This is a genomic window from Brunnivagina elsteri CCALA 953 (assembly GCF_002289455.1).
Taxonomy (GTDB): domain Bacteria; phylum Cyanobacteriota; class Cyanobacteriia; order Cyanobacteriales; family Nostocaceae; genus Brunnivagina; species Brunnivagina elsteri.
On record NZ_NTFS01000034.1, the window covers coordinates 1 to 21,110 of the forward strand.

The 21,110-nt window shown below is 38.7% G+C and carries 26 protein-coding genes and 1 pseudogene; 13 read left to right on the forward strand and 14 right to left on the reverse strand.

Going from position 1 to position 21,110, the window contains the following annotated elements; translation table 11 throughout:
* Positions 1–197 (forward strand): annotated as a pseudogene (locus CK510_RS31510) (HEAT repeat domain-containing protein); the annotation flags it as partial.
* 919 nt (positions 198–1,116) lie between these two features.
* On the opposite strand, the gene CK510_RS04985 reads toward CK510_RS31510, so the two are convergent.
* Positions 1,117–1,401: a hypothetical protein gene (locus CK510_RS04985; protein ID WP_211293092.1), complete on the reverse strand. Its 285-nt coding sequence runs from the start codon at positions 1,399–1,401 to the stop codon at positions 1,117–1,119.
* A gap of 177 nt (positions 1,402–1,578) precedes the next feature.
* On the opposite strand from CK510_RS04985, the gene CK510_RS04990 reads away from it, so the two are divergent.
* The 3 genes from CK510_RS04990 (at position 1,579) to CK510_RS05000 (ending at position 4,360) form a co-directional block, all read left to right on the forward strand.
* Positions 1,579–2,442, forward strand: coding sequence for a hypothetical protein (locus tag CK510_RS04990; protein ID WP_143289231.1), 864 nt, complete (start codon positions 1,579–1,581; stop codon positions 2,440–2,442).
* A gap of 66 nt (positions 2,443–2,508) precedes the next feature.
* Positions 2,509–2,874 (forward strand): hypothetical protein, encoded by a 366-nt coding sequence (locus tag CK510_RS04995; protein WP_095720649.1) that lies wholly within the window; start codon positions 2,509–2,511, stop codon positions 2,872–2,874.
* Positions 2,875–3,217: 343 nt separating this feature from the next.
* The gene (locus tag CK510_RS05000; protein WP_095720650.1) at positions 3,218–4,360 is read left to right on the forward strand and encodes a glycosyltransferase family 4 protein; all 1,143 of its coding nucleotides are present in this window, start codon (positions 3,218–3,220) and stop codon (positions 4,358–4,360) included.
* A gap of 8 nt (positions 4,361–4,368) precedes the next feature.
* Here the strand turns inward: CK510_RS05000 and CK510_RS05005 are convergent, their stop codons facing one another.
* From CK510_RS05005 to CK510_RS05015, 3 genes are all read right to left on the reverse strand, one after another.
* The gene (locus CK510_RS05005; protein ID WP_095720651.1) at positions 4,369–4,953 is read right to left on the reverse strand and encodes a Uma2 family endonuclease; all 585 of its coding nucleotides are present in this window, start codon (positions 4,951–4,953) and stop codon (positions 4,369–4,371) included.
* A 192-nt stretch (positions 4,954–5,145) separates the two neighbouring features.
* Positions 5,146–5,517 (reverse strand): hypothetical protein, encoded by a 372-nt coding sequence (locus CK510_RS05010; RefSeq protein WP_095720652.1) that lies wholly within the window; start codon positions 5,515–5,517, stop codon positions 5,146–5,148.
* A gap of 309 nt (positions 5,518–5,826) precedes the next feature.
* Positions 5,827–6,090, reverse strand: coding sequence for a hypothetical protein (locus CK510_RS05015; protein WP_095720653.1), 264 nt, complete (start codon positions 6,088–6,090; stop codon positions 5,827–5,829).
* A 432-nt stretch (positions 6,091–6,522) separates the two neighbouring features.
* On the opposite strand from CK510_RS05015, the gene ahcY reads away from it, so the two are divergent.
* Positions 6,523–7,800 carry an adenosylhomocysteinase gene (ahcY, locus tag CK510_RS05020; protein WP_095720654.1) on the forward strand — a complete coding sequence of 426 codons (1,278 nt, stop codon included), beginning with the start codon at positions 6,523–6,525 and terminating at the stop codon, positions 7,798–7,800.
* An 87-nt stretch (positions 7,801–7,887) separates the two neighbouring features.
* Here the strand turns inward: ahcY and CK510_RS05025 are convergent, their stop codons facing one another.
* The 3 genes from CK510_RS05025 to CK510_RS31515 form a co-directional block, all read right to left on the reverse strand.
* Complete coding sequence (locus tag CK510_RS05025; protein WP_245911852.1) at positions 7,888–8,589, reverse strand: TM2 domain-containing protein; 702 nt, start codon at positions 8,587–8,589, stop codon at positions 7,888–7,890.
* A gap of 110 nt (positions 8,590–8,699) precedes the next feature.
* Positions 8,700–9,251 carry a hypothetical protein gene (locus CK510_RS05030; RefSeq protein ID WP_095720655.1) on the reverse strand — a complete coding sequence of 184 codons (552 nt, stop codon included), beginning with the start codon at positions 9,249–9,251 and terminating at the stop codon, positions 8,700–8,702.
* Between the two features lie 246 nt (positions 9,252–9,497).
* The gene (locus CK510_RS31515) at positions 9,498–9,659 is read right to left on the reverse strand and encodes a hypothetical protein (protein WP_158224847.1); all 162 of its coding nucleotides are present in this window, start codon (positions 9,657–9,659) and stop codon (positions 9,498–9,500) included.
* 103 nt (positions 9,660–9,762) lie between these two features.
* Here CK510_RS31515 and CK510_RS05035 point away from each other — a divergent pair, with 103 nt between their 5' ends.
* Genes CK510_RS05035 through CK510_RS31520 form a run of 3 tightly spaced genes read left to right on the forward strand, consistent with a single transcriptional unit; the run spans position 9,763 to position 10,478 of the window.
* The gene (locus CK510_RS05035) at positions 9,763–10,017 is read left to right on the forward strand and encodes a type II toxin-antitoxin system ParD family antitoxin (RefSeq protein WP_342745931.1); all 255 of its coding nucleotides are present in this window, start codon (positions 9,763–9,765) and stop codon (positions 10,015–10,017) included.
* Between the two features lie 6 nt (positions 10,018–10,023).
* A complete protein-coding gene (locus tag CK510_RS05040) occupies positions 10,024–10,338 on the forward strand; it encodes a type II toxin-antitoxin system RelE/ParE family toxin (protein ID WP_095720657.1) in 315 nt (104 codons plus the stop codon).
* On the forward strand, positions 10,335–10,478 hold the full coding sequence (locus tag CK510_RS31520; protein WP_158224848.1) for a hypothetical protein: 144 nt from the start codon (positions 10,335–10,337) through the stop codon (positions 10,476–10,478). The genes CK510_RS05040 and CK510_RS31520 overlap by 4 nt, the downstream gene beginning before the upstream one ends.
* A gap of 172 nt (positions 10,479–10,650) precedes the next feature.
* Here the strand turns inward: CK510_RS31520 and CK510_RS33870 are convergent, their stop codons facing one another.
* Complete coding sequence (locus tag CK510_RS33870; protein ID WP_281256982.1) at positions 10,651–10,773, reverse strand: hypothetical protein; 123 nt, start codon at positions 10,771–10,773, stop codon at positions 10,651–10,653.
* Position 10,774: 1 nt separating this feature from the next.
* Between CK510_RS33870 and CK510_RS31525 the strand changes: the two genes are divergently transcribed.
* A complete protein-coding gene (locus CK510_RS31525) occupies positions 10,775–10,918 on the forward strand; it encodes a hypothetical protein (protein WP_158224849.1) in 144 nt (47 codons plus the stop codon).
* 151 nt (positions 10,919–11,069) lie between these two features.
* Here CK510_RS31525 and CK510_RS05045 read toward each other — a convergent pair whose 3' ends face one another.
* Together CK510_RS05045 and CK510_RS05050 are read right to left on the reverse strand one after the other, a co-directional pair.
* Positions 11,070–11,348 (reverse strand): type II toxin-antitoxin system RelE family toxin, encoded by a 279-nt coding sequence (locus CK510_RS05045; protein WP_095720658.1) that lies wholly within the window; start codon positions 11,346–11,348, stop codon positions 11,070–11,072.
* Positions 11,317–11,541, reverse strand: a complete 225-nt coding sequence (locus tag CK510_RS05050) for a hypothetical protein (protein WP_095720659.1) — start codon at positions 11,539–11,541, stop codon at positions 11,317–11,319. Before CK510_RS05050 ends, CK510_RS05045 begins: the two co-directional genes overlap by 32 nt.
* A 14-nt stretch (positions 11,542–11,555) precedes the next feature.
* Here CK510_RS05050 and CK510_RS05055 point away from each other — a divergent pair, with 14 nt between their 5' ends.
* The 3 genes from CK510_RS05055 (at position 11,556) to CK510_RS05065 (ending at position 12,429) form a co-directional block, all read left to right on the forward strand.
* Positions 11,556–11,792, forward strand: coding sequence for a hypothetical protein (locus CK510_RS05055; RefSeq protein ID WP_095720660.1), 237 nt, complete (start codon positions 11,556–11,558; stop codon positions 11,790–11,792).
* Between the two features lie 162 nt (positions 11,793–11,954).
* Positions 11,955–12,179, forward strand: coding sequence for a type II toxin-antitoxin system HicB family antitoxin (locus tag CK510_RS05060; protein ID WP_095720661.1), 225 nt, complete (start codon positions 11,955–11,957; stop codon positions 12,177–12,179).
* Positions 12,172–12,429, forward strand: a complete 258-nt coding sequence (locus CK510_RS05065) for a type II toxin-antitoxin system HicA family toxin (protein ID WP_095720662.1) — start codon at positions 12,172–12,174, stop codon at positions 12,427–12,429. The genes CK510_RS05060 and CK510_RS05065 overlap by 8 nt, the downstream gene beginning before the upstream one ends.
* Before the next feature lie 165 nt (positions 12,430–12,594).
* Here the strand turns inward: CK510_RS05065 and CK510_RS05070 are convergent, their stop codons facing one another.
* Positions 12,595–13,410: an Rpn family recombination-promoting nuclease/putative transposase gene (locus CK510_RS05070; RefSeq protein WP_095720663.1), complete on the reverse strand. Its 816-nt coding sequence runs from the start codon at positions 13,408–13,410 to the stop codon at positions 12,595–12,597.
* A gap of 708 nt (positions 13,411–14,118) precedes the next feature.
* Here CK510_RS05070 and CK510_RS05075 point away from each other — a divergent pair.
* Complete coding sequence (locus CK510_RS05075) at positions 14,119–14,922, forward strand: trypsin-like peptidase domain-containing protein (RefSeq protein ID WP_095720664.1); 804 nt, start codon at positions 14,119–14,121, stop codon at positions 14,920–14,922.
* A 687-nt stretch (positions 14,923–15,609) separates the two neighbouring features.
* On the opposite strand, the gene CK510_RS05085 is transcribed toward CK510_RS05075, so the two are convergent.
* The 3 genes from CK510_RS05085 to CK510_RS05095 all read right to left on the reverse strand — a co-directional run bounded on the left by CK510_RS05085 (position 15,610) and on the right by CK510_RS05095 (position 21,047).
* Entirely contained in the window at positions 15,610–16,860 is a 1,251-nt protein-coding gene (locus tag CK510_RS05085) for an inorganic phosphate transporter (protein WP_095720666.1), read from the reverse strand.
* 55 nt (positions 16,861–16,915) lie between these two features.
* Complete coding sequence (locus CK510_RS05090) at positions 16,916–18,619, reverse strand: GMC oxidoreductase (RefSeq protein WP_095720667.1); 1,704 nt, start codon at positions 18,617–18,619, stop codon at positions 16,916–16,918.
* A gap of 784 nt (positions 18,620–19,403) precedes the next feature.
* Positions 19,404–21,047 carry an acetolactate synthase large subunit gene (locus tag CK510_RS05095; protein ID WP_095720668.1) on the reverse strand — a complete coding sequence of 548 codons (1,644 nt, stop codon included), beginning with the start codon at positions 21,045–21,047 and terminating at the stop codon, positions 19,404–19,406.
* Positions 21,048–21,110: the final 63 nt, after the last annotated feature.

Consider the following 21,110-nt stretch of genomic DNA (forward strand, 5'->3'; position numbering starts at 1 on the left):
CCTTAGGTGCGATCGCATTGAGTTTCCAAGAACAGGGTAGTCAGGTATCAACTGCCGATTTGGATCGGGTGATTCCCCATTTAGAAGAAGGTTTCGCGATCGTTAAAAAACCAAGTTGGAAATTTCGAGAACAAGCTGTGACTGCTATTAGCAAACCCTTAACACTGTTGAAGCAGGAAAGAGCAGGGAGAAATTAGGAATTAGGAGTTAGGAATTGGGAGTTGGGAATTAGGAGTTGGGCAGATTGCTTGTATTGCGATCGCAAAAATAAAAAGCCCCAACTGCAAAGCAATCGGGGCAATATTTTATCAGGGTGCATCTACCATTCCTATATCCTCAAGTTTTGTGGCAATATCGGGACAAATTACAAAAATTAGCTTGATTATAAAGATACGCTTCAATAAATATGCTCTTCTTGCGAGGATTTCGGCGAATTTTCCCAACAAAAAACCCCAACCACAAGTTTATGTATAACTTGGTGATTGAGGTAAAAGTTTAATCAGGGTGCATCTATAACTCTGTATCCGCTATGTAACGAACTGCATCAGGACAAAATTAAAAGAAATTCCAGATGCTCTGAATTTTGTAGGTTGGGGAGTCACTGCTTTGCGAAGTAAGTGCAGCCACACGTGCGGCTTTGCCGCCGAGTGGACTGCCGCACCCAAAGGGGTTCCCCTCGTTATAGAAAGTGACATTAAAGGCTTTGCGTAACCCAACATTAATTAAGATTACGACTTACTATATTGTCATAATTCAAGAATCATGCGTGATGCTACTAATAGTATAACCACGTACAAAGTTTGTTAAAGCGTCACACACCCTACAATCAAAAATGTGCCAGTCAGTCATGAAAATGAAAATATTGGGTTAGGTTGTGTTGCATTTTATCCAGACTATATAGTATCTCTTTTCAAAAGCTAGTGCAGCACGGCGCAAGTCAACCGACTATTGTGAATACCAAACCTGCCAGAGGTTATATACTAAAAATGGTTAAGGATTATACTTTTTATCTGCCAAACCTAATATTTATTAAGTCTCTCCCCTTAGTAAGGGGAGAGGTTGGAGAGGGGTTCTATATTAGTCAAATTTTAAGCCGTTTGCAGTATAAACCTCTGTCTAATAGCGAAAGTCCTCTAAAAGAGGACTAAATTCAAGTTCTAAATGGTAGGGATATTTACGCCAAGCTGTACTAGCTTCTTCAACATGGATGAAGTCTGGGCTGTTGACTTTGTAGTTTTTTGGGTCATATAAATTCATACTAAAATCATGTCGAGAAGGTCGAACTAGTTCCCATGCTCTGCGTGGGAACTCATATAGGGAGGCTCCCCCTTCCTGAATCGAGGCAGGGTTCCTCGCAAATAGCATTCCCAGCCAGAGACTGGGAAGAAGAGAGGATAGCAAAGTTGTATGAGTCAAAAGCGTGAAAATTCTATCAAAGTCAACAGCCTAGATGAAGTCTAATTTTGTGTAGTGGGCTAATGAAACTGCATAAGCAAGTTTTAATTTTTCCTATAAATAAATACAAAGCAAAAAATGAACTGCTTTCAATAGTTAATATCAATAAATTCTAATTCATCTATGAACATCAAAAAATCACTAGTTTTATTTACAGTCATGGCAACATTAACAACAGGTTGCCATTCTAAAGATGAATATAAAAAGTTTTCTGATGCTGGCAATAAATATACAACTGCAATTGAAAGTTTATTAATTTCTGCTGGTGATATACGTATCAAAGCTACATCAGAAAAGATATTAGCTAATGACCAACTTTCTAACCAAACGATTGCAGAATATAAACAATTATCAGAAACAGATGAAAAAAGGCTCCAGATTATCAACGATTTAATTCAACATAACCAACTGTTACACGCCTACTTTCAAAAGTTAGAGAATTTAGCAACTTCAGACGCTCCAGAGCGAGCAAAATATGAGATAGAAGGAATCACAACAAATCTTTCTGAAATTGGGGAAAAGCTGCAAGCAACAGACTTAATTCGTGGGCGATCGCTAATCTCATCCGTCGCAAATTTAGCGATTGATGCAAAAATTAGTGGTACTCTTCGTAAGGTTGTGGAAAAGCATAATCCTTTAATTATGAAGGAATTAACAATTCAACAAGAAATGCTCAAAGCACTGAGTATAGACATTACAAGTGATATTAAAACTATCAAAAATGCTGAAGAATATAGACTAGTTATTGAACCTTTAGTTGATGCAAAAGCAATTTCTAATAAAAAAGAATGGATTGATATGCGTCAGGAAGTTTTATCAATGCAGAAAAAAAGCTTTGAATTTAAAAAAGCTAGTGAAACACTGGGAGAATTCAAAGAAGTATATCAAGCATTTTTAACTGGTAAAACAAGTAAAACAAATCTCAATGATTTTGTCAAAAATGTCAATACCTTTATTGCATTTACCAACGTCCAATCTAGCAAATAAATTTGCCAACATTCTCTCATCAAGTAAATCAACCAATCATTTTAACTAATTAGGACAAACAACATCATGGCTCACACAACTACACAATTAGTATCAGTAGAACAACTTAAACAAGAATTACTTCCAAGAATGCTTGAGATAGAAGAACAACTCCACGCACCAGAAACTCAGGCAAAATTTAACAATAGTACAAACCCGATCGTAAAAGCTAATTTTGTGAAATTTAGACTCAATTACTCTACACAAATTGCAAAAATTCAAAATGCAATTTTAGAAAATATTGCCACAAAATTACAACAACTTGAACCACAATTGCAAAAAGCTCTAAACAACTTAGATAGTGAACTCCAAAGTTTAGAAAATGATGTAGCTATCCTCAATGGCATTAAAACTGTGACTAATTTAGTATCTCAAATTCTCAACTTCATCTAAAACAATTAGATAAAATATCCCTGATTTCTCGATTAACGCTTTGAATATCTGTAGAATCAGGTAACACGAAAAAATGAACTATCCTAATATAGAAGGAACGGGGGATAACCAGCCCCTACGAATGATATGATTGATATTGGGTTGTTTTATTTTCTGGAAGTTCCTTAAAGCCGAGAAATCAGGTGTATAGATGAAATTAATCAGCTTATTTGATGGAGTATTCCATACCTTGCGATCGCATCTCCTAAAAACTAGCAGTTCCTGTTATCATAGCTGGAAGCGCTAATTCTACCTTCCTAACATAGTTTATTATTACTATTCCAATTAAAATAATTTTTAGAGCATGAAAATTCTATTTTTAGATCAAAGTGGAAAACCTGGTGGTGCTGAATTATGTTTAATTGATATTGCGAAACCTTATCGTGATAATTGCTTAGTTGGTTTGTTCGCAGATGGTTCATTTCGTAACTTACTCGAACAAAATCAAATTCCTGTGCAAATTCTCACAAACCAAGAAATTCAAGTTCGTAAAGAAAGCAGTTTAACCCAAGGATTAGCAAGTTTAACCCAACTTATTCCCCTAATTACCAAAGTCGCTAAAATAGCCCGTGAATACGATTTAATTTATGCGAATACACAAAAAGCCTTAGTAGTCGGAGCATTAGCAAGCTTTCTCAGTCGTCGTCCATTAGTTTACCATTTACACGACATTCTCTCAGCCGAACACTTCAGTAAAATAAATCGTGCGATCGCAGTTAATCTCGCTAACCGTGCTTCATTAATAATTGCCAATTCTCAAGCTAGTAAAACCGCTTTTATTGAAGCTGGTGGAAAAGCAAATCTTGTCGAGGTTGCTTATAATGGCTTTGACTCAAAGTTATATCAAATTAGTGAGGATAAAATCAAACAAATTCGTCAAGAATTAGGACTAGAAGATAAGTTTATCATCGGACATTTTAGCCGTCTTTCTCCCTGGAAAGGACAACATATATTAATAGAATCACTGGCAAAAACTCCCGAAAATGCCACAGTCATATTAGTGGGAGATGCATTATTTGGGGAACAAGATTACATCCTAAAATTACATCAACAAGTTGCAAATTTAAGACTAGAAAATCGCGTCAAATTTCTCGGCTTTCGTTCCGATATCCCCCAATTAATGTCAGCTTGCGATTTAATTGCCCACACATCCATCGCAGCAGAACCATTTGGTAGAGTCATAGTCGAGGGGATGTTATGTGGAAAACCTGTAATTGCAGCAAAAGCAGGTGGTGCGACGGAAATAGTAGAAGATGGTATCAATGGTTTTTTGGTGACACCAAATCAACCCCAGGAATTAGGGGAAGTTATTGCTCGATGTGTGACAGAAATAGATAAAACAGAGATATTAGCCAAGAATGCAAAATTAGGTGCGATCGCACGGTTTGATGTTGAAGTTATTAATAGACAAATTGCTGAATTGTTACGTCGTTTAGTAAATGTTTAATTAGATATCTAATCCTCAATCCCAAAATCAACATTATCGTAAATATCAGCTAACAAAATTTCAAAGGGAACTGATGTTAGCGAAATTGTTTCATTCCCATCTTCGTATTCTGAAAAAATCCACTTATTATTATCAGTTTTAGAATACTGCTCCACATGCATTGTATATTGGTCAATTAAAACATATTCTTTAAAAGTTGAAATAGTCCTATAAGCAGCAAATTTTTCATCCCTGTCATTGCTTTTTGTCGAGTTTGATAATACTTCAGCAACCATAACAGGATTAACAATTGTATCTCTACGTCCTTCTTGTAATTCGAGCGGTTTTGCAACTACCATTACATCAGGATACGTGTAAACTTTCTTGTCAGGAATCCATAATCTTTGGTCTGTGACAAATACGCGAAATGGTTGACGCTTCAGGGCAAAATTAAGGTTTGCATAAAAATTACCAGCAATCTGATTGTGATTTGGTGTTCCACCTGCCATGAGAATAATCCTACCATCCATGTAGTCGTTGCGTTCTTGAGAATTTACCTCGTTTTCTAAATACTCTTCAGGTGAGTAATAGCGCTGCTCTTGTGCAATTGTCATAGATTTTGTTCCATTCCTACGCTTACAAGTAATTAGTTCAATTTACCAGATTAATTGTACTAGATTAATTATAAATCCCCATTATTTTATAAGCCTTATTTTACCTGAGAACATCAATAAATAAGGGGCGGGGATACCCAGCCCCTACGAATGATACGATTGATAATTATGTAAACTACTCAAAACAAAAAATTATAACCCAACTAATTCCCGTGATTCAAAATCAGTCAGTTGTTGCGCGATATTTAACCTTGCTTCCAACTTGGCAACACTAAATTGATTCCGCAAATATTCCAAATGCGCGATCGCATTTGCTTTCTCTGTAATTAATTGTATTTGAGTATCCACAGATTTTTGGTATTCTTGATTCACCAGCAAAACTTCAAACCGTCGTGCTTTACGCTGTGCATCGTTTTTCAAGTCCATTTCAAATGCCGCAATCTTATCTGCATTCCCCTCAAATCGATGAACTTGTTGCTGTACTGCCATCAACTGGGAATCAATTTCGTTTACTCTTTGTGCAGCTTGAATAATAACAGATGGATAATGACTGAGTTGCATCATAGTAGATATACTAATAACGGTTGAAAATTCTACTTTTTCTTAAACAAAAACTGAGATTCTTAAGCCTCTCCCCTTAATAAGGGGAGAGGTTGGAGAGGGGTTCTATATTAGTCAATCTTTAATGCATTCGCAGTACACGTTAAATAGTGAGAAATGTTTCCCTGTATTGATAATGAGATGCGATCGCAAATGAGGATTACGTGTATGAGGAAAGGTTTCGTGATGCATCAAGGATGCCGCTAAGTGCAAAGCACAGGCTTCGCCAACGCGATCGCAATTGGTACAATAAACGTTTTGACGAACTTTTCCCTAAGCTGCTTCTCGTAAGTGTTGTTTCTCGCTTACATCAGCAACACTGAGAGTCAATTGTTCTACGTGAGGTGCTGCCGCTTCCTCTAACACCTTAATTTCAATATTGACGCTAACCAAATAACTGCCACCATCCGAACCAACCGCATCCGCAACCATCTTGGCAATATCCGGACGCTTCGCAGTCAATGGGTCACGTAATATACATCTATCCCATTCGTGTTTAGCAGTGGGATTCAAGCTGAGAATGTAGTGCTTCATCATTTGTACTTACCCTCGCATCAATCTTCTTTTCTAGGCTCTATTCAAGCTGTTTAACCGAACTTGGCTTTTTAGAACCTACCTCTATATTATAGTACAAATTTACTATATATGTAGGAGTTGGAAGAAAAGATTTAGGAATTTTGATAAATATTAAGTTTTTGTATAAAGAGCTTAATTCTGGAGACTGAATTATTAAGTTTTGATAAAGTTATTAACGCTTTGAGATACTTTGATGCTGAAGATATGGCAAAAAAACAGATAAAGTCATCGATATAAGAGTATTTAAACAGGGAATCTAGCTCAGGAATCGCGATAAGCGGTCGGCATACCGCAAACTAAATGACAGAAAAATTGTGCTATTTAGGCAGTCGTGGTCTACCCTAGTAGAGTGCGTAAATAATTACGCTTTTAACTTTCAACGAGGAAAATTGAATGACTGCAACATCTCCCCGATTAAAGCACGAGGTTAAAGACCTCGCCCTCGCTCCCTTGGGAAGACAGCGCATCGAGTGGGCTGGACGCGAAATGCCAGTTCTTAAACAGATACGCGATCGCTTTGAAAAAGAAAAACCATTTGCTGGTATCAAGATTTCTGCTTGTTGCCACGTTACTACTGAGACTGCCCATCTTGCGATCGCTCTTAAAGCTGGTGGTGCAGATGCAATTTTGATTGCTAGTAATCCCCTATCCACACAGGATGACGTAGCTGCAAGTTTAGTAGTAGACTACGGTATTCCCGTTTTCGCCATCAAAGGTGAAGATGAAGCAACCTACACCCGTCACGTCCAAATCGCCTTAGACCACCGTCCTAATATCATTGTTGACGACGGTTGTGACGTAGTGGCAACATTAATTCAACAACGTCCCCATCAAATCGCTGACCTGATTGGTACAACTGAAGAAACCACCACAGGTATTGTTCGCTTACAAGCGATGTTAAAAGATGGTGTGTTGACATTCCCCGCAATGAACGTCAACGACGCAGACACAAAGCATTTCTTCGATAACCGTTACGGTACTGGACAATCCACCCTCGACGGTATTATCCGTGCCACCAACGTCCTCCTCGCTGGTAAAACAGTAGTAGTAGCAGGTTACGGCTGGTGCGGTAAAGGTACAGCACAACGCGCATCCGGCATGGGTGCAAGCGTCATCGTTACTGAAATCGACCCCGTGAAGGGAATCGAAGCAGTCATGGATGGCTTCCGCGTCATGCCAATGGCACAAGCAGCAGCACTTGGCGACATATTTATTACCGTTACAGGTAACAAACACGTTATCCGTAGCGAACACTTCGACGTGATGAAAGATGGCGCAATGGTTTGTAACTCTGGTCACTTCGACATTGAAATTGACCTCAAGTCACTTGCTAGCAAAGCATCAGAAGTTAAAGACGTTCGTCCTTTCACCCAAGAGTATAAACTCAAGAGTGGTAAGTCAGTAGTTGTACTAGGTGAAGGTCGTTTGATCAACCTAGCTGCGGCAGAGGGACACCCCAGCGCAGTTATGGATATGAGCTTTGCAAACCAAGCGATGGGTGCAGAGTTCCTAGTTAAGAACAAAGGTAAATTAGCTGCTGGTATCCACTCGATTCCTGCGGATGTAGATAAGGAAATTGCGCGTTTGAAATTGCAAGCAATGGGTATTACTGTTGATACTTTGACTCAAGACCAAATCAATTACAGCAATTCTTGGACTTCGGGAACTTAAATCTAATTTGTGTACTAATTAAATAGTTAGATTATGCAGGGATATAGCGTTTACTATACCCCTGCATTTTTCGACAGTTCGTACTTATTAGAACCAGGCTTTTTTAGAATTGATATATATTTTTAAAAATTCTTTCTCTGACTTTGTTAAGTAAATAATACCTTCCACAATGCCAACAATCCCTACAATTGAAGCGAGAGAACCGCCAGAAAACAAGGTGACACAAAGCATGATAATGCCTTCTTTATTATAGCCTAAAATAAACTTGTGGATGCCAAATACTCCCAGAAAAATTGCACAAAATCCAGCATAAACCCGTTTTTGGTTTGCTATATAAAGACTTTCAGATTCAGATGAAAAAGTTATTTTTTTATTTTTACTTGAATCTTGTACTATCGGTAAATTTTTCCCAACTTCCGGTGAGCTTGTGGTTTGTTTTGGTATTGAATAATTTTCTAGTTCTTGATAAGACGTAGAGAGTTGAGGTGAGATATTTTTTTGTTTTAAATCTAACGTTTCTAAATCGATATGATTATTCAAAATATCATGCAACTCATCTGTTAGTTCTCCTGCTTTTAGCCAAAGTGCCGAAAGTACAACATCAAATTCATATAAGCCATGAATAAAAGATTTTTCAACATGAGGAAATTCACTTGCCATGAAACGACCAAGAGGTTCTCCTTCAGCTACTCCTGTTAGTGTACCAAGACCAATAAAAACGGCGTTAGCAACACTAGAGCGTTTGAATTTTTTACCAAGACAATCCAGGGAATATTCATAATAAACCACGTCTACGTTGAGAACCGTAGTTTTTTGTAATTAGGGTAAACCTTATAACTCAAGCTATAACCAAATTATAAGCCCTTATACAAAACTCCAGCTTTCAAAATGGACGAGGTTTAAAGCATTATTTTCATAATTAACTCAGTTAAATAAGAAGATACTTGGTTATCTGGAGAACGTTCAAATTTTTGAACTGCAAGTTTTGCTGCCCCTAAAATGGGTGGTAAATCATTATAATTAATACCGATAGATGTTCTCGCTTTCAAATTCATAAATTGTTCGAGAACATCTTGTGCAAATTGAGTTTTTAGTCGCTTTTTATCTGTGTCATTTGCTTCAAACGTAAAAATATTTTCTTGCTTTTTTTTTCCAGCAATTTCAAACTCTTGATTCCAAGCAGGAAACTCTTCACCTAAACATTTTCCATAAATTTTCACTCTCTCAATATATACAGATTCCAGACTTGTAATTCCTTGACTAACAAATGTAACTAAAGTCGTTTGATCCGGAATTTGAGTAGATTCCAGCATAACTTGTAAGTAACAATCTTTTAGTGCAACTTTGGCTGTAATGCCTTTTGGCTGTAGAGTTAGATTCATCAAGGCAGCGATTGCTTTTGAATCACCTTGTTTGGCAAGTTGTAATAAATTAGGTTGTGCAGTAGTCATAATTTTTATGATTTTTATGAGTTGTATGAGTTAATAGTAATTTTTTATTTATCTGACAAAAATATTGATTAATTATTAAAAATTTATATTTATCTCTGAGCTAATATCTTTTTCTACATTAAATTCTTAAAGATAAACCTGAGTAGTTCTACTTAAATTCTAAAAATAATTAAGCATCTCGCATTTTTGATACAGTGCGATCGCATTTGATTTCGTGATGGTTTAAGAGTGCGATTGCATTTGTTGTTAGGGTTGCTTTGGAAGTGCGATCGCTGTTTGAGTGAGGGTTGGTGCTGATTTGAGAGTGCGATCACGCTTTGGTAAGGGTTGGTTTGAGAATGCGATCACTGTCTGGGTTAGGCTGGTTTTGGAATGCGATCGCGGTCGTTTACTTGCAAAGAATTCCAACGGCAGCTTAAAAATAAGCGCTATACTATAATATGGCAATAAATGACAAAAATTGCCATACTTATGAATGTAGTCAAACTAAGGTACTGCAATAATGAAAAGCATGAATATCTCCCTACCCGACACAATGCGGGACTATATAGAAGAACAGGTCAAAACCTCCGGTTACAGTAGTGCTAGCGAATATTTCCGCGAGTTAGTACGTCAAGACCAAAAACGCAAAGCTAACGAACATTTAGAAGCAATGCTTTTGGAAGGTTTAAATTCTGGAATCAAGAGTGAAATGACACCTCAAGATTGGGAAGATATACGTCAATCAGTACATCAAAAAATAGAGAAGCGCAAAGGATCAAAATAAAAGTTAATGCTTAGGATAAATAAACATCCTCAAGTTATCCGCGATTTAATTGATTTAGCGACTTACATTGCAGAAGATAACTTGGATGCTTCAGATAAATTTCTGGTAGCAGCAGAAGAAACTTTTCAACAGCTTGGTAAAATGCCAGGAATGGGAAAGTCTTGTAATTTTTATAATCCCAATCTAATGGGTATTCGACAACAAGCAATAAAGGGATTTAAGAAATATCTAATTTTTTATCGTGCTTCTGATTTGGATGTTGAAATTATCCGAGTTATTCATAGCGCGCGAGATATTGAGGCTATTTTAGAAGATGATTGATAAAAATTATTTTATCGAAGCGATCGCTATCTGGGTTAAGCTGGTTTGAGTATGCGATTTTGTTAGGTTGGTTTGAGTATGCGATAGCGAAGCGCTGTTTCTTGGATGCCAGAATGGCTTTTGTCAGTTCGCTGTTTTAGTAGGTGTCGGTTTGTGAATGCGAAGCTTGCGCGACGAAAGTCGTTCGCTGTTTGGGTTAGGTTGTTTTGAGAATGCGATTTTGTTAGGGTTGGTTTGAGTATGCGATAGCGAAGCGCGACGAAAGTCGTTCGCTGTCTGGGTATAGGTTGATTGAGGAATGCGATCGCGCTTTCAGTGAGGGTTGGTTTGAGTATGCGATCGCGCTTTGGTAGGGGTTGGTTTAAGAGTGCGATTTGACTGGGGTTGGTTTGGGATTGCGATTTTGTGAGGGTTGGTTTGATAGTGCGATCGCATTTTGGTAGGTGTTGGTTTGAGTATGCGATCGCTGTTTTGTAAGGGTTGGTTTAGAGATGCGATCGCTATCTGGGTTAGGTTGATTTGGGAGTGCGATCGCTGTTTTGTAGGTGTTTGTTTGAGTATGCGATCGCGCTTTGATTAGTGCTGGTTTAAGAGTGCGATCGGTATCTGGGTTAGGTTGGTTTGAGAGTGCGATCGCACTCTCAAAATGATCAAAAAGTGGTTGTCAAAGAGGATTCTTGCGAAATATTACATCCTACACTCAGTTATAATTGCAACACCGAAGAAGAGTTTTACTTGTAAACATCTCCCCTTGCACCAATTACGTAAACTTCAATATCCCTAGAATCGCTATCAAGTGTAAAAATTACTCTATTTTTGCCTATACGCAACCTGTAAAAACCTTCCCAATCACCCTTCATCTTTTTGATATCCAATTCTGTGAAGGGAATAACACCCAACTCTTCAACAGCGATCGCAATTTGATTTATTTGCTCACGGATATTTTCCACATCTTCGGGATTGGCTTTTTCCAAAAATTTAATCGCTTTTTTGCGAAATCTGATTGCCATTTTTTACCCAATCCGTCATGTCGATCACTTCCTCATCCGCATCATCAAAAGGGGAGCCAAAATCCTGCTCCAGTTCGCTTTGCTCCTCATCACTGACATAAGGTACTAAAATTTGACACAGGTGAAGTCTTTCTTCCTGTAGCACTTCACGCATTGTTTCTTTGATCAGGGCTTTGAGTTCTTGACTTTCCATGCTGATTAAATCAAATGACCCTTTATGATATTACCAATATACCATTTCCAAATGATATACACATGCGATCGCTATTTTTGGTTGGTGACGGTTTGGGAGTGCGATATGCCTTTGGCATTAAGCTCCGCTTATCGCGGTTTGGGTTAGGTTGGTTTGAGAATGCGATCGCGTATTCGCTTAGTGCGGGTTTGAGTATGCGATCGCCTTTTTGTGCAAGTTTGAGAGTGCGAGCGCTTTTGAGTGAGGGTTAATTTGGGAGTGCGATCGCGCTTTGGTAGGGGTTGGTTTAAGAGTGCGATTTGACTGGGGTTGGTTTGATAGTGCGATCACGAAGCGCTGGCTTGCAGTTCGCAGGTCTGAACTGACTTAATAGAAGCTATGATAATATTTCTATATAGTAGGAGATAGTGTATATGCCTTACAAAGTAAGTATTATTATCGAGAAAGATGAAGATGGCTACTATGCTTATTGTCCAGAACTGCCGGGATGTCAAACTCAAGGAGACTCATTAGAAGAAGTTCGAGAGAATATTCAAGAAGCTGTCGAACTTTACCTAGAAACACTATCGAAATCTGAGAAGCAGGCACTTCAAAATAAAGAAATATTTACTATGACTTTGGAGGTAAAGGTTGCCTAAGCTACCTCGAATTACCGCAAAAGAAGCAGAAAAATTATTATTAGATGCAGGTTTTATTCAAATTAGAAGTAAAGGTAGTCATAGAGTTTACCGTCTAGCAGAAATTAGAGTTGTGATTCCTTTTCATCCCGGCAAAATATTACATCCAAAGATTATTAGACAGGTTATTGCTGCAATTCAACCTGCTGAAAATGACATCATCAATGATGATATTTCTTCTGATGATAGTGATGAGCTAACCAATGAGTGAAATAGCGCGAAGCTTTTGGAACGAAAGTGCGATAGCGAAGCGCTGACTAGTCAGTTCGCGCTTTGGTAGGGTTTGGTTTGGGAATGCGATAGCTATCTGGGTTAGGTTTGTTTGGAGATGCGATTTTGTAAGGGTTGGTTTAGAGATGCGATCGCAGTTTTCTTATTAGTTTTGCTTATTAGTAACTTTACGCACAATATCAATATCTAGCTCAAGTGCTTCTGCAATTTTTTCTATGCTCAACCCAGCCTTAAACAGACGAGGTATTGTTTCCAATTTTGTCTCTTCCTTAACTTCTTCCTTAACTTCTTCCTTCAATTCTTGCCTTGTTTCTTCCCTCACTTCTTGATAAAAACGGGTTTGCTTCCATTCACTTAAACCAAACATTGCTTCTAACTCCTGACGACTATAGGAAGAGAATTTGTAAACTAGCATCCTTTCTACTAATTCTAGAAGGTTGCGACGGTTTGCTGTATCTGCTTGTTGTACTCGATTTATCAAGTTTCTTGCTTGTTGTTCTGCTTCAGCTTCAGATGCAACTACCAGCTTGATAATTCCTAAACCGATCGAAGAAGCAGAATCTTCAGCTAACTCATCTAAATAAATTATACGAATATATCCAGCATCAAACAAAGTTTGATAAACCAGAGGAATACCCGGATCGAAGCTGCGTTTTGCCCATAGAACAACGGCTTGACAAGTTCGCTGTGGTTTATACTGATTTAAATAAACAGCAGCTTCAGTAATTAATCTCCAATATAAATCCTCATCTGGCTGAAACTGTACCTCGACAAAATAAATTGGTTCCTCTAGAAAGTCAGCTTTAGGTAAAAACACTCCATCAATACGTCGTGCTAGTTCCTTAACTTCTACAGAAGAAAAATCATAGCGTAAAGCCAGTGTTGGAGATTGTTCTAACAGTTCAAATAAAACGCTGGGAAGATTTTGTAAAAGAGTATAAAAAATTGTGTCCGTTTTCATTGCTCAAAAATTCACCACTGTAAGCATCTGTTGTTAGCTTATGATAAATATGCCTTTCAAAAGAAAGTTAGTATTGCAGTTTTGATTAAGGTTGCTTTGGGAATGCGATCGCTATTTTTGCAAGGATTGGTTTAGAAGTGCGATCGCAGTTTTCTTATTAGTTTTGCTTATTAGTAACTTTACGCACAATATCAATATCTAGCTCAAGTGCTTCTGCAATTTTTTCTATGCTCAACCCAGCCTTAAACAGACGAGGTATTGTTTCTAATTTTGTCTCTAACGAATATATCCAGCATCAAATAAAACTTGATAAGCTGTTTCGCATTTAAATCATATAATCTAAATTATTATACTTCTTGTGGGGTGGGCATCCCTGCCTGCCTTAATTTATTATTTAAGTACTTTTTAGCTTAAACCAGAGGAATACCCAGATCGAAGCTGCGTTTTGCCCAAAGAACTACAGCTTGACAAATTCGCTGTGGTTTATATTATTTTTTTGTGTAACGGTACAACTTTGATAAAATAGCCCAAACACCATCAAGCGTTGGTTTGAGGGTAAATTCGTTAATGGTTAACAGTTTATAGTTATTGATTATTGGTTAATAGTTAATAGGTAATGGTTCTTGTTAATGGTTCGTGGTTAGCCAATAGATAAATGTGCGCCATTAACCATTAATCATTGCCTCTGACCATTAACCATGCTTAACAATGTCTGCGAACCTATCTTTTAAAAATCCTCTTGTTATTATTGCTCTGATATCAATCGGCGCGATCGCACTTATTGCGAGTACGCAAACAGTGCCCAGTAGGGGAATTACTTCGGATATCCCCACCACGGAATCACCATCAGTTCGGGGTAATAGGCGTAATCTTGATAATAATTTTATCGCCAATGCAGTGGAACGAACTGGTCCTGCGGTGGTGAGAATTGACTCAAGCCGTACAATAGATAGTTCTGATGGTGATTTTAGTCGTCGTGTGGCACGGGGAACGGGTTCGGGATTTATTATTAGTGCAAGTGGTTTAATTCTCACCAATGCCCATGTAGTTGATGGTGCAGATCGGGTGACAGTGACTTTAAAAAATGGTCGCCGAATTGCTGGTAGGGTATTGGGTGAAGATAGAAGTATGGATGTTGCCGTTGTGAGGGTTCGAGAGGGAAATTTACCCACCGTAAGTATTGGAAATTCTGATAGACTTAGACCTGGAGAATGGGCGATCGCGATTGGTAGTCCACTGGGTTTAGATAATTCGGTTACGGTGGGGATTATTAGTGGTACTGGACGATCGGGTCGTTCCCTAGGTGCAGGGGGAACTCAAACAGCAAGTTTTATTCAAACCGATGCTGCAATTAATCCTGGTAATTCTGGGGGACCTTTATTAAACCAACGGGGACAAGTGATTGGGATGAATACGGCAATTATTCAAGGTGCCCAAGGTTTGGGTTTTGCGATTCCTATTAATGAAGCTGAACGTATTGCTAATGGTTTGATTGATGGACGAGGTAATTGATTTAACGAGTCGTTCCTATTCCCCACCTTCAATGTACTCTAATGGTAGGTATTGTGAGCGGGGAATAAGGATTACATCTGGAATTGATTTTTTTTACACAGTAAAAACAAATTCTGGATGTATGACGAATCCCCAAAAATTTCTGATAGGATATATAATGCCTTGACCATCAATGCCGCAAGCGAAAAGTTTGCGGAGAAGGTCTCCTTCCACAAAACTTTTCAAGACAGCGAAAACCAAGCTAATAGGTATATGTCGCAAGAGAAAAATTTGGGTCTTGGGAACCAGGACTCCTGCCCTTGGAGGGAATGTCAGACCAAAAAAAAACTACGAATTTTTAGAGGCTATTCCCGATGAATTGGGAAGCTCAGACTCGGTTCCGTAGGTAAGTCTGAGTAGTTCACTCTTAATACTAAAAATGGCTTGGAGTTTGGCTTTTAAACGCAGAGGTTCGCAGAGAGAAGCGCAAAGCTACGCAGAGAATATTTGCAATTTTGTGCTGATGGTAAAAGTTTAATTATTAGCCGTTTAGAGTAGAATTAATAGCACGGATTGTTCAATAATATTACTTGTGTTTTTTGTCAGAATGAAAGCATTGACATCCACAACCCAATATTCTTGTATTCCTAAACACTGGTAAAGTTTGAGTTTGCTTTCATAGAACAGACGTAAGATTTTGTCTCTGATTCATATACCAAATACAAATTTCAAGACTTGAAAAATAATTGCACTCAAACCCGCACTCACAGGAACAGTAACCACCCAAGCAATAGCAATATTCTTCAAAGTGGCAAATTTTACCGACTTTAAATCTTGTACCAAACCAATCCCTACCACACTACCAACGAGTGCATGAGAAGTAGAAACAGGCAAACCAAAACGTGATGCAATCAAAATCGTAGTTGCTGTGGCAAGTTCGGCACAAAAACCACTACTTGGTTGCAAAGAAATAATATTTTCACCAATCGTCGCAATCACCTTTTTACCCAAAACCGCCAAACCTGTAACAATACCCCCAGCACCAAGAACCAAAATCCATAGGGGGATATCAATCTCACCAACAGGTACAACGTGATTTTTGATAATATAGGTAATAGTTGCCAAAGGCGCGATCGCATTGCCGACATCATTGGAACCATGTGCAAATGCGACAAAACAAGCACTCAGTAATTGATATTTTCCAAAGACTTTTTCGATTGATTGCTTACTTTTTTCCCCTACTGCCAATTGTCTCCAGCTATAAATAGTTAGTCCAAATACAGCAAAACCACCCGTTAATAAACTAATATCATGGGCTGGTATAATTAAACCAGTTTTTGCAATTAATAATTCCGTAATGGGATGGGTCAAAGTTGGCAAAACAAGTACACCAAAAATACCAATTAATGCTGTACTTAACCAAGGTATCCATTCATTTAATTGTGCAACTTGATTTTCCTGCTTTAAAATCCAACGTTGAATTTGACTATAAAATAAAGCTGCGATCGCACCACTAATTAATGGTGTAATAATCCATCCCAGCGTAATTAAACCAATAGATGACCAAGCGATCGCATTTATACCCAAAGCTACCCAGCTAAATCCTGCGATCGCGCCAACAACAGCATGGGAAGATGAAACTGGTAAACCCCGCAAAGTCGCAATTTGCAACCACAATCCACAAGCTATCAACACCGAAACCATTCCCATTAGCAGTAATTGCGGTGCATTGCTAAATAATGCGGGATTAATAATATTTGTGGCTAATGTTTCTGTAACTTCATGTCCAAATAAGACTGCACCTGTAAATTCTAATATCCCTGCAATAATTAAAGCTTGTTTCAATGTCACCGCTTTGGAACCAACGGAAGTTCCCATTGCATTCGCAACATCATTGGCACCCAAGTTAAAAGCGAGGTAAAAGGCAAGAAGAATAACAATAAGTAAACTAATTGACATAGATAAGCAAACTTAACTTTCTCTATCACTTTAACCGCTTCTAACAATCTGGGTATTACAGATGTACTTCACTGAGGGAAGATGCCTGTAGTTGCCGAGAAGGAGCCGAAAACTGAGTTTTTACTCGATCCGCTAACCGGAGTGCTAAAGCAATAACTGTTAGGGTTGGATTTGCATATCCTCCTGTGGGGAAAACAGAACCTCCGACAATGAATAAATTTGAATTTCCATGAACTTGGCAATTGATATCAACAACTCCTTGTTTTGGATCATCATGCATACGGGTTGTTCCCATGTTGTGATGGGTACTAGGGTTTGTCACATCTGGAAGCTCTCCATTCCGTTCAATCTCTAAGTGTCCTAACCCAGCACGAGCAATTTCCTCTTTCAAGATTAGTTGCGATCGCTTGATACTATCAGTATCTATTTGATTCCAACGGAAATTTAACTGTGCTTGAGGACAACCAAGCAAATCAAGTTTTTGACCCAGGATAACCCGGTTATCGGGGTTTGGAGCTTGTTCAGTTTGGCTCATGACTTCAAATTTAACATATCTGCGCTTGTTTCCTGTCATATTCGACCATCCTCCAAAAGCCAAATCAGGAAAGCAAGGTTCTTTTTTGAGGTGATACTTGTACCAATCAATCGCAAGTTTATCAGCCTTTGTAACTACATTACTAAAGTGGTGAAAAGCTTTCTCCGGAAGTTTTCCCGAACGCAGTGACTTGAATAAAGTTTTCATCGAACTTTTTGCTACAGAACGATAGTCTTCATCTCTGGGGAACAGGATAAAACTCATGTTTAGCAGTTGTTCGCGTCGGATAACTTCTTCGCTTAGTTTTAGTTTCCCCATCACTGGTATCTTATTTACCTGACGGAGGTCATATAGACTTGTTGAATTAAATATTTCTGGATTTTCCGGAAAGAACATCCCAGAGCGAACAAGCGGATGATCCATAAAGAATCTACCGACAACATCATTCTGATTGCCTAATCCATTCTTTTGAACGCGGTTAGATAGGAGTAACAGACGGGCATTTTCGATCCCATTTGTGGCAAGGATAAAGATTTTGGCAACAACTGAAAATCTGTTCCCATTCAGACAAGCAACATGAACACGCTCAGTATTCTGGGCTGTTGCGTCAGTTTCAATCTCGACCACATTTGCATTCAGATAGGTCGTAATATTTGGAGACTGATTGATTTCCTGGCGATATTCATTAGTGTAAATATCACGGGGACCAAACTGGAACATTTCAGTCGTTATACGGTCGCTTGTGAAGGGTAATCGAGGAGATGTATTATCTGACCAGCTATCGGCATCGTAAGCAAAATCACCAAGTTGACAAACTGTATGGGCACGTTTATAGAAGGGATTCAGTTCCGATCGACTCAAACACCAACCACTATGTGGCAGGCAATCGCGCTTTTCAAAATCCACTTCATCAAATGGCATATATCTAACGCCAAGTCGCTGTTCATTGTGATATATTCTAACGTTCCAGGCATTTGCATGTCCACCAAATTGACGGTGACGCATATCTCGCAAGTTTGCAAAGCGATCGCCAACTGTTTTTCCATCACTCAGAGATTGGGTCTTTTCATCAAATTCCAATCCACCACTTTCTAATAAGCAAACTCGAAAGTCTTGCCCAATAAACTCTCTTGCTAATGTAATTCCTGCTGGTCCACCACCAATAATGCATACTTCTGTTTGAATAACTTCGTCTTTTGGTAAATTACGGCTATCAATGAACATTATCTTTAAAATGTATAATTTCCAGGTTAAGACCAGTATAAAATTAATCTATGATATTTACGTATAGAAATCATAAACAAAACCTTATCTATACGTGAAGATATAGTGAATTCAACCTAATATCCACGCTAATAATCTGAGTATGTTTAATTAGAGTACGTGTATACACGTTAAATAGAAAAATAAATTTGTATAAAATCTTTTTTTCTTTTTTTCTTTTTTCCGGATTACTGAAATCATAGGCGTTACTGTTAGCGCAGCTTGGCGTTAGCCATATCATCGGATGAAATTTGATGTCTTGAAATCTCAAACCCCTTAGGAACGCGGATTAAATAAAGTGCAAAAGTATCAAAAGTAGGGTGTGTTAGCGCAGCGTAACGCAACATTCCAAATCAAATCGAAAGTTGTAGGTTATTAAATCCTCATTCCTTATCCTCTCTGCGCCTCTGCGTGAGATAATTCATCAGAATTATGCAAAGCAAATTTATTGACGGGTTCCCCCCCATTCAACCTACGGTGTACACACAAGTACTCAGATTAACCCAAATAAAAGAACCCCACCCCTACAATTGTGGAGAATTTATTTTTTCGTGTTCCCTCAGTAAGCATCACAAGCCAGTTCAGTACGCTCCATGTTTTTCCATTACTTGTTTGCCCAGGCTACAGTCATGCCGAGACGAGGCAAATCAGGGGTCACACTCCTTACAAAACACTTCTTTACCCAGAACCTTTGTAGAGATGTAGCATTGCTACGTCTCTACATATTTCCGGAAATATCTACTATCTACACCGCACAATTCAACTCACCTGCTTTCTGGGAAAATCGCCAATTCTCGCGATAATCGACAGGACAATCAATCACCGTAGGAACATCTTGATTTAATGCTTCTTTAAGAACGGGAATTAACTCGGCAGCAGAATTAACTTTATATCCTTTTAAACCCATGCTCTCAGCAAATTTAACGAAGTCAGGATTATTGAAGTGTACAAACGATGAGTTCCCTTTACCAAAATGATTTTCTTGCTTCCACTCAATTAAGCCATAACCACCATCATTAAATACTAGCGTCACAAATGGAGTTCCTACCCTCAATGCAGTCTCCAACTCCTGGCAGTTCATCATAAAACCACCATCCCCCGTTACCGCTACAACTTTACGATTAGGATGGACTAATTTCGCAGCTAAAGCTCCAGGTATGGCAATTCCCATCGCTGCAAATCCATTGGAAATTATACAAGTATTTGGGCTATTGCAATGATAGTGTCGGGCAATCCACATTTTATGTGCCCCAACATCAGATATAACAATATCATCTGGTCCCATAACTTGCCGTAAGTCGTAAATCAGCTTTTGCGGTTTAATTGGGAATTCATCGTCTTTAGAATATTCTTCGTAGTTGGAACGAATATTTGCCCGCAGACTAATGGCATAGGGTTCGGGTTTTCCTTTTCTGTCAGCGACTTTCAATATTTCAAATAAGGAATCTGAAATATCCCCAACGACTTCGACTGTGGGTATATAACTGCTGTCAATTTCAGCAGGACTAGCCGCAATATGAATAATAGGAATATTACCCTCTTTATTCCACTTTTTCGGCGAAAATTCGATTAAATCGTAACCGATCGCAATTACTAAGTCGGTGTTATCAAAACCGCAGCTTACAAAGTCCCGTTGTTGCAAACCGACAGCCCAAAGTGCTAGGGGATGGGTATAGGGAATTACACCTTTGCCCATGAAAGTATTGGCAGTGGGGATATTTAATTGGGTGGCAAATTGGGTGACAGCATCGCTAGCTTGGGCGCGAATTGCCCCATTACCAACCAAGATAATCGGGTTTGTCGCTTGGGAAATTACCCCCGCAGCAGCGCGAATACTGGCAAATGAGGCAAAGCTTTTTTCTGGTTTGTCAATGCGTAGCGGTTGCCCTTCGACAGGCATTGCGGCGATATTTTCTGGTAAGTCGATGTGAACTGCACCAGGTTTTTCCGATTGCGATCGCTTAAAGGCTTTGCGTACTAATTCGGGTGTAATGCTCGGTCGGACAATTTGTTTACTCCACTTAGTCACAGGGGAAAACATTGCTACTAAGTCCAGGTATTGATGGGATTCGATATGCATCCGGTCTGTTCCCACTTGTCCGGTAATTGCTACTAATGGCGCACCATCTAGGTTCGCATCAGCAACCCCTGTCATTAAGTTAGTCGCACCGGGACCAAGTGTAGATAGACACACCCCAGCTTTACCTGTGAGACGACCGTAAACATCTGCCATAAAGGCAGCACCTTGTTCGTGACGGGTGGTAATAAATCGAATTGAGGAATGTTTGAGTGCTTCTAAAACATCTAAATTTTCTTCTCCGGGGAGTCCGAAAACATACTGTACACCTTCATTCTCTAGACATTTTACTAATAATTCTGCTGTATTCATGTATCTCACCAAATAAAATTTTTAGTTATACCAATTTTTTGTGAAGCTGCATAGAATTTTACC